Source organism: Streptomyces sp. NPDC040545, assembly GCF_055595065.1.
In genome coordinates this window covers 689,971-697,606 of the sequence record NZ_JBVIWA010000002.1, presented here as the reverse complement: position 1 = coordinate 697,606, position 7,636 = coordinate 689,971, and the positions used below count along the sequence as shown (strand labels likewise).

General features: G+C 70.8%; 6 protein-coding genes and 2 pseudogenes. 3 read left to right on the top strand and 5 right to left on the bottom strand.

Features of this window, described 5'->3' with window-relative positions:
* Positions 1–138: 138 nt before the first annotated feature.
* Positions 139–726 (bottom strand): annotated as a pseudogene (locus ACZ573_RS08010) (SMI1/KNR4 family protein).
* Positions 727–831: 105 nt separating this feature from the next.
* On the opposite strand from ACZ573_RS08010, the gene ACZ573_RS08005 reads away from it, so the two are divergent.
* On the top strand, positions 832–1,014 hold the full coding sequence (locus ACZ573_RS08005; protein ID WP_471300585.1) for a hypothetical protein: 183 nt from the start codon (positions 832–834) through the stop codon (positions 1,012–1,014).
* 314 nt (positions 1,015–1,328) lie between these two features.
* Here ACZ573_RS08005 and ACZ573_RS08000 read toward each other — a convergent pair whose 3' ends face one another.
* Both ACZ573_RS08000 and ACZ573_RS07995 read right to left on the bottom strand, forming a co-directional pair.
* Positions 1,329–1,727, bottom strand: coding sequence for a hypothetical protein (locus ACZ573_RS08000; protein ID WP_471300674.1), 399 nt, complete (start codon positions 1,725–1,727; stop codon positions 1,329–1,331).
* A 116-nt stretch (positions 1,728–1,843) separates the two neighbouring features.
* Positions 1,844–2,016, bottom strand: a pseudogene (locus ACZ573_RS07995) (cupin domain-containing protein); the annotation flags it as partial.
* A 71-nt stretch (positions 2,017–2,087) separates the two neighbouring features.
* On the opposite strand from ACZ573_RS07995, the gene ACZ573_RS07990 reads away from it, so the two are divergent.
* On the top strand, positions 2,088–3,035 hold the full coding sequence (locus ACZ573_RS07990; RefSeq protein ID WP_471300582.1) for a helix-turn-helix domain-containing protein: 948 nt from the start codon (positions 2,088–2,090) through the stop codon (positions 3,033–3,035).
* 564 nt (positions 3,036–3,599) lie between these two features.
* Here ACZ573_RS07990 and ACZ573_RS07985 read toward each other — a convergent pair.
* The gene (locus tag ACZ573_RS07985) at positions 3,600–4,100 is read right to left on the bottom strand and encodes an alpha/beta fold hydrolase (protein WP_471300579.1); all 501 of its coding nucleotides are present in this window, start codon (positions 4,098–4,100) and stop codon (positions 3,600–3,602) included.
* A gap of 260 nt (positions 4,101–4,360) precedes the next feature.
* Here ACZ573_RS07985 and ACZ573_RS07980 point away from each other — a divergent pair, with 260 nt between their 5' ends.
* The gene (locus ACZ573_RS07980) at positions 4,361–5,104 is read left to right on the top strand and encodes an SAM-dependent methyltransferase (protein WP_471300576.1); all 744 of its coding nucleotides are present in this window, start codon (positions 4,361–4,363) and stop codon (positions 5,102–5,104) included.
* A 236-nt stretch (positions 5,105–5,340) separates the two neighbouring features.
* Here the strand turns inward: ACZ573_RS07980 and ACZ573_RS07975 are convergent, their stop codons facing one another.
* Positions 5,341–7,518 carry an FUSC family protein gene (locus ACZ573_RS07975; protein WP_471300572.1) on the bottom strand — a complete coding sequence of 726 codons (2,178 nt, stop codon included), beginning with the start codon at positions 7,516–7,518 and terminating at the stop codon, positions 5,341–5,343.
* Positions 7,519–7,636 lie beyond the last annotated feature (118 nt).

The following is a 7,636-nucleotide window of genomic DNA, read 5'->3' as shown; positions in this document are numbered from 1 at the left end:
CCCGGTACGGATCAATTCCGGGCGTCTTCCCCCGGACCCGCTCGCCCGACGATCATCACTCAGAGTGCATGCTCCACGGAAAGTGAGCCAGAACCAGAACGGGTTCTGGCTCACATTCCGTGGAGTGATTACGGAGAGTCAGATCTTCGAGGCCATGCGATGACGGTCTGGATGGGCACGAAGTCGAGGCGAGGTGAGTTCCAGGGCCCGGTTGTCGCGTCCGGCGCTCATGTGGTTGAGCCAGCGTTCGTACCAGTCGAAGAAGTCGGTGGCGGAGGAGACGTTGGGACCCCAAAACCCGTCGCCGTTACCAATGAGGACGCGGCCAGTGAGGGGGCCGGTCACCGCGATGACGCATACGTCAGTGCAGCCCATCTCGATGACGTGGAGGAAGAGTTCGCGTCCGTGGGACCCGGGTGCTACGCCTTCGAAGCCGCGGGGTGTCCCCGGTTCTCCGCGCGGATTCATGACCATCAGGGAACACCGCTCCAGCGGCATGAGGCCGTAGAACGGCGCCGCGCCTGAGCCGCCGATGTGCGTGAGGAACTGTCGATAGGCGTCGGGCAGGACGATGTCCTATGCGACCTCAAACGCAGCGACGCGTGCTTCCGCCAGCTTCGGACCGAGGATGAACTTGTGTTGCTCTTCCCCGAAGGAATGGCTGCGCAGGGGCTGGAACGGGATCGCGGCCAGCTTGCGACGCAGGCGGGGTATGCGGGGATCCATCGTGCTCTTCTCTCGTCCTCGTCACTCTATGGGTGGCTGGCGTCAGTTGGCCAGAAGAACCCTCTTCCGCAGCAGAGCGGAGCCGGGCCGGCCGAACATCTGGCGTTGAGCATCTTGATCCGGTTGACGTGGCCTTCGACGACGCCGGAGTTCCAGGGGCAGGGTGAGGCCGGCGATGACGGCATCGCGGTCACGGTCGATGCCTGCGGCGAGGGTGTGGAGGCTGGGGAGGTCGTCTTGCCGGACGGCGTCGAGCCACTGCGAGCCGTTCGCCGCCGCGGTCGGTGAGCATCTGGCCGAAGGACCGGACGTGACCGGCGAGGGCATCGAGTTCGGGGCAGTGGATCAGGACGGGGTGACGGCGGCCGAGCTGTTACGGGGCCGGGAGAGAGCCGCTTCTCCCGGAAGTAGGCGCGAACGCGCTGGTAGCTCCCCTGATAGCCGAGCGGCGTAATTCCTCCCACGCCGTCCAGGCGTTCGTGCAGCCCTGGTTCCAGCGGTCATCCAGGGAGGGTCAGTCGGCGTTCTCGAACAAGGTGCTGATGTTGCTCCACATTAGGGCACCCATCGGGCCGCCCTCCGACTTGCCGGCCTGTGGTTGCTCAGGTGCCTGGGCCGCAGACGGCACCGCCGGACTGCTGACGGGAGTATCGGACCATGGCGGCCTCCGAGGTTGACGGCTCGCCGCCGTCGGCGGGGGTGAGGGTATAGAAGACCGTGATGGAACCGTCGGTGACAGCGTCCAGGACGCCGTCCCAGGGGATGGTGTAGCTGACGGAGGTGGTGTCAGCGGTGATGCTCACGACACCCTGGGTCTTCGCGGTCGAGGTCTGCCTGTTGGTGTCGCTGCAGACCGTGACGTCGAATGTGACCTTGTCGCCGGTCTTGAAGGGTATGCGGTCGACCCTAACGAGCACCCCATTCCAGGGCTTGTGCCGGCAGGTGATCCAGCCAGGCGGTTCCTCATAGGGAAATTCCGGGAAGTCGAGCTCGATCGACATGCGGGCTCCTGGTCGTCGAAGTATGCGGCGGCAGGTCGAACTGCGGCCCCGCGATCATGGACCAAACGCCTTTGCGGAGACAGCCACTTTGCCACCTGTCGTACTCGGCCTCGCTCATGGACGTCGACGTCCGGCCACTGGGTGCCCGGGGCGAAGTCGATCAGCCAGCCGGTGGCGACTCGGTCGCGGGGAGCCTGCGGCGGGCGATGCCGGGGGCCACGTCTCCCGGTTCGATGTCGTCGACGTGGACGGTGGTCTTCAAAGGGCCCGTAGGCGTTGTTTCGCTCATGCGCCCACGATCGCGCGGAGCGGGCATCCGGGCCGAGAGTCTGGAAACACATCATCAGGTACATTCCTGCCATGAGCCGCCATCAAGTGGTCGCGCTGCTGAACGCTCCGCAGTCACCGTTCGAACTCGCCTGTGCCGCCGAGGTGTTCGGGTCCCGGCGGCCGGATCAGCCGGTCCACTACGACTTCACGGTCTGCGCCGAGCGTCCCGGAGTGCTCCCGGCGACGACCGGGCCCGCGATGTACGTCGAGGCGGGGCTGGACGCGCTGACCGACGCGAACACCATCGTCGTTCCGGGCTGGCAGCCGACCGGGGCGACCGTGTCACCGGGCATCCTCAGCGCCCTGCGCGCGGCGCACCGGCGCGGGGCGCGGGTGGTGTCCATCTGCACGGGAGCGTTCGTGCTGGCGCAGGCCGGGTTGCTGGACGGGCGCAGGGCTACAACGCACTGGCGGCGTGCGGAGCAGTTCGCTGCCGCGTTTCCGCGGGTGGAGGTCGACGCGGACGTGCTGTACGTCGACCACGGCGACGTGGCCACCAGCGCCGGGTCCGGAGCGGGCATCGACCTGGCCCTGCACCTGGTACGCCGCGACCACGGCGCCGCCTACGCGGCCCAGGTCGCCCGAAGCATGGTACTGCCCCCGCACCGGGAGGGCGGCCAGCTCCAATTCGCCACCCAGCCCGTGGCCATCCGGACCGACGAGTCGCTCGCACCGCTGCTGGAGTGGGCCCTGACCCGGCTCGACACCGAGCTGACCGTGGACCGCCTCGCCGAGCAGGCGGGAGTGTCGGCCCGCACACTCGCCCGCCGCTTCACCGAACAGCTCGGCCACAGCCCCGGCAAATGGCTGCTCACCCAGCGCCTCGCCGCCGCCCGCATTCTGCTCGAGCAGACGCAGCTGCCAGTCGAGGCCATCGCCAGCCGGGTCGGCCTGTCCTCCGCCGTCAACCTGCGACGCCGCTTCCGGACCATGCTGGGCACGACACCCGGCGCGTATCGAAGGACCTTTGGCCGCTGAACGGCCAGGCGCGGCCTCACCCCCCGGACGCACCCCACGCCACCAGCCCGCCAGGGACGAGGCTTGTCGGGCAGCTGCCCCGCGGCCGCCACCGAGTCCGGGAACCGGTCCTCGACCAGAACTCCGCGCCGGGTCAGCAACACCCGGCCGCCAGGGGCGGCCGGGGCGAACAGGAGTACTCGACGGCCGTCGAACTTCTGCTTCCCCGCCGCGGTGGACTACCAGCAGCTGGTCGCGGGTGCCGTGCTTGTCACGGTAGACGGCTACGGCCGGTCCCGCGGCATGGACATCGCCCGCACCAGCGGGGGCGTCATCATCGAGCTCTACACGATCGTCACGGAGATCCGCCGGCCGTTCCAGGCAGAGGCCGCTGCCAGGATGGCCCGCTCGCAGATCCACGGTGTAGCGGAGCACAGGCCCCTGACAGCTGTCCTACCGAGCCTGCGGCAGTCCTTTGGGCCGGGGGCCTGCTGTCCGCCCCCGAACACGTGGTATCCCCCTGACGCTGCTGCGTGGCTTCGAAGGCGTCGCGTGGAGGAGCCCAAGGGCCGAGTGTCGTCGGGTTCAGCTGCGGGCGGCCTGCCGGATCAGGTCGGCGACGGCGTCGGGTTGCGAGACGTAGACCGAGTGACTGGCGGCCACCTCGACGGTCTGCGCGCCGATCCGCTCGGACATCGCGTGCTGGGCCGGGGGCGGGATCATGCGGTCGTCGGTCGCGATCAGGTACCAGGCCCGCTTGGTCCGCCAGGCGGGCTGGGACACCGCGCCGACCAGCGCTTCCACGCCCCAGGGGACCTGCGAGTCGGCCATGAACTCGGCCTGGGCGCGGGGCAGGTCACCGGCGAAGGACTCGGCGTCACACAACGGCTGGAGACATGTCACGGTTCGGACCAGGTCGGCGACGGCTCCGAACGGGCTGTGCGGCGGCCAGGCGTACATGGGGCCGGGCCGTGAGCGGATGCCCGGCAGGGCGGCCGTATGGAAAGGATGTGGCCGAGCCAGATGCGGGGCGGGATCCTGGTGGCACCCGGCTGCACCGCCCCCCGTGAAGTGGTCGACGGCCACACCTATGGGACCAGCCCACGCGTCCGGCAGGGAGCCGCCCCCGTCAACTACGCAGCCGGCGCAGCCACCGTGTGCCAGGTCCGGGGATTGCCCGTCATCACCGCCCGGATCAACAGCGCGTGAGATTGCGGTAGACCCGGCCGGATCCCGGCTGGACGAGATCAGTCAAGTCCGCCCGGCCCGCTGAGACCCAGAAAAAACGCTTTGTGCATGGGCCGGATGCGGGCTTGAGTGCGTCCGTGACTGCTTTGAATGATCTCGTGCGACCCGACCGGTACCCGCGTTCCTCCCGCTACGACCCTGCCTGGCTCGTCGGCCTCGACATGGGCCCGAACCCGTTGTGGCTCCTGGAGGACCTGGCACGGGACCTCGACCTGCGGCCTGGGATGCGGGTCCTCGACCTCGGCTCCGGTAAGGGCGCCAGCTCCGTGTTCCTGGCCCGCGAGTACGGCGTTGACGTCATCGCCGCCGACTGGTGGATCCCCGAACGGGATGCCGCCGCCGTCTTCGTCGAGGCGGGCGTCGACGACCGCGTGACGGCGGTACGGGCGGAGGCGCACGTGCTGCCGTTCGAGGCAGAGAGCTTCGACGCGATCGTGAGCATCGACGCGTTCGAGTACTTCGGCACCGCCGACAGCTACCTGCCCTACCTGGCCCGCTTCCTCCGCCCCGGCGGCCAACTGGGCGTCGCCACCCCCGCCATGACCCGCGAGATCCGCGACCTCGGCGCGATCCCGCCCCACATCAAGCACGTGGTCGGCTGGGAGGCCATCGCCTGGCATACGGCGCAATGGTGGCGCTTCCAGTGGGAGATCACCGAACTGGTGGACGTCACCTCCGCCCGCCTCCAGGACGACGCCTGGCGGGACTGGCTGCTGTGGGCGCGTGCGTGCGCCGAGCACCAGCCGGACGGCGAGAAGGCCAACCGGCCGGTGATCGACATGCTCGTCGAGGACGGTGGAGAGTACCTCTCCTTCGCCCTGGTGACCGCCCGCAAGCGGTGAGCGGGTGACAGCCGCCGGAAGCGATCGACGACGTCTGAACGTCGCCGGCCGCTTCCGGACCTGGTCCGCGCCCACGTCTTCGCCGGCCCTGTGCACACGCAGGGCGAAGACGCCCGCCAGGGCGCGGGACAGGCTCATGCACAGCCGTCCAGGGGCGGTTGGCGCGCACCATGCCGAGGTGCCGGGAGAACTACTTCCCGCACCAGGAGGCGCGGCGCTCCCCGTCGCCGGAGCCGTCACCCGCCCCGGCGGGCGACTCCTGATCCGTCACCTTCCGCCGCCGCGGCCGCCCGCACCCGTTGCTCCTCGCGAGCGGAGCCGACGTCCCGTTCCAGGGGTGTACGGCTCACGGCCGTCGCGAGATCCTCCAAGGCTTGTTTCTGCAGTGCCGCCCCGCGCCGCACCACCGGGCTCCCGTCCCCGGCGGCGGCGCCCTCCCACGCGCGGAGCGCCTCCTCCACGCGCCCCCAGTCCGGATTCCTGTGCTCGCGCACGTCGACCGCCGCCTGCGCGGTGTCCGCCTCCAGGGCCTCGGCGAACCGCTCCGCCTCGGGGACGAGACGGCTGTCGGCCCGCGGGACGTGGCTCTCCATGAGCATCGCCGCCCGGCCGAACCCCTTGAGCGCCTCCTGCGCCTCCTCCGCCTCGCGCGACGTCAGGCCCCTGGGGCGGACCGGTTCCTGCCTTGCCCGGTCGTATGTCTCCTGCCAGGCGGCGCGTGCCTCCCTGCTCTCCAGCAGAGACCTGCGCAGGTCGGCGTGATGTTCCCGGGTCGGTTCTGCGTAGCTGCGGAGCACCGCGGCCGCGTAACGGCCGTCGGCGGCGAGCCAGTCCGCAAGCCGGCCCGGCAGCCGGGGTGTCTCCCATGCGGGGAACACCACGTACGCCAGCATGGCCAGGGCCCCGCCGAGCAGGGTGAGCACCACCCGCTCCGGAACCGTCTGCTCCCATGCCTGGCCGCCCATGCCGAGCAGGAAGACGACGTATGCGGCGGTGAAGCACTGGGAGTAGGCGTAGCCGGTACGGTTCAGCGTGAACGACAGGCCCGCCGAGACCACCGCCAGCAGGCCGAACACATGGGCGTCCGGGCCCAGGGCCCGCACCATCCCGGTGGCGAGCGCGACCCCCGCCAGGGTCCCGGCGAAACGGGCCACCGCCCGCGCGTACGTCTGGTGGAAGTCCGGCCGCATGACCATCACCGAGGTGATGGGCGCCCAGTAGCCGTGGCCCACTGGTAGCCGGGCGGCGATCAGGTAGCCGAGCGTGGCCACCGCCGCCAGGCGGACGGCGTGCCGGAACACGGGCGAGTCCCGGCGGAGCTCACGGCGGACCGCCCGGACTACGACCGGGACCAGCCGGAACATGGTCGGGCGCACCAGGAACTGGGTGCCCGCGGGGCCGGGCGGCGTGGGCGTCCTCCCGCGCGCGCCGCCGCTCCCGGCGATCTCCAACGCCTCGCCGAGCAGTTCCACGAGCCGCTCGGCGGCCTGCCGCGCGGGGCCCTCCAGCACCTCGTGCTCCTCGTCGACGCGCACGGCGTCCATACTTCCGGGCGACACCTCGGCGGGAGTGCCGCGGCGGATCGAACGGGCGGCCGCATCCAGGACGTCGGCGGCCGCGTCGAGCAACTCCCGCGCGCGGTCCCGCCCGGGTCCCTCCGCCGGGGCGCCGACGTCCGGGTCGGCGAGTGCGGCGACGACGGGCCGAATGCGCTCGGCGAGTCCCCGGGGGCCGTGCAGGACGGGGGGACGGGTGCGGGCCTGTGATGGCGTCACGGCGGCCGCGTCCCGGGCCGTCATCAACGGTTCCGGGTCGAACGGGGCGATCGGGTCGTGCCGCAGCCGGCGGGCGTAGTCCGCCACGGCGGCCAGGGCGTCGGCGAGCGCGTCGCGATGCGCCCCCCAACGGCGGATCGGGAACAGCAAGATCAGCACGGCCTGCGCCACGCCCCCGAGCGCGATGATCCCGGCGTGCTCCAGAGCTCGCCCTACGCTCGTGGGCAGGGTGACGGTCACCAGCATGCTGCCGACCGTCGTCGCTGCGACGATCCCGGCGGTCGATCCGACGGCCCACGCCATCCCCGCGCCAAAGGCCCATACGGCCAGCAGTGGGAGGAACGTCGCGAGTCGCCCCGCCGCCAGATAGCCTACGAAGGTGCTGAGCGCCAGACCGGCGCCCGCGCCGAGCGCGATCACTTTGCGGGGACGCCAGGTGCGCTGGAAAGTGGCTGCGCCCGCGGAGTAGGCACCGAGGGCGGCGGACGCGGCGTACGCCGGGGAGGCCAGCCACAGCGCCGGCCCGATGATGATCGCCACCCCGACAGCTGTGCGCAGCGCGAGCAGGGGCTCCAGTCGCGCCTCCTCGATCGTGAGCCCGGATCGCACGACTTCCCGGAGGGCCCGCAGCCACGTCACGGATATGAGCCTAGCCGGACCCCTTGCCAGGTCGCGCCGGCCACGCCGCCGAGTCCGTTCAGCGTGAGGCCGGAGTCCTCGTGTCCCTCAGGGCCGCCGATCGACCGCCGACATCTTC

Excerpts from the sequence above, each read along its gene's own strand:
- ACZ573_RS08000 (WP_471300674.1), bottom strand. The coding sequence starts at position 1,727 with ATGTCGATCGAGCTCGACTTCCCGGAATTTCCCTATGAGGAACCGCCT.
- ACZ573_RS07990 (WP_471300582.1), top strand. The coding sequence starts at position 2,088 with ATGAGCCGCCATCAAGTGGTCGCGCTGCTGAACGCTCCGCAGTCACCG.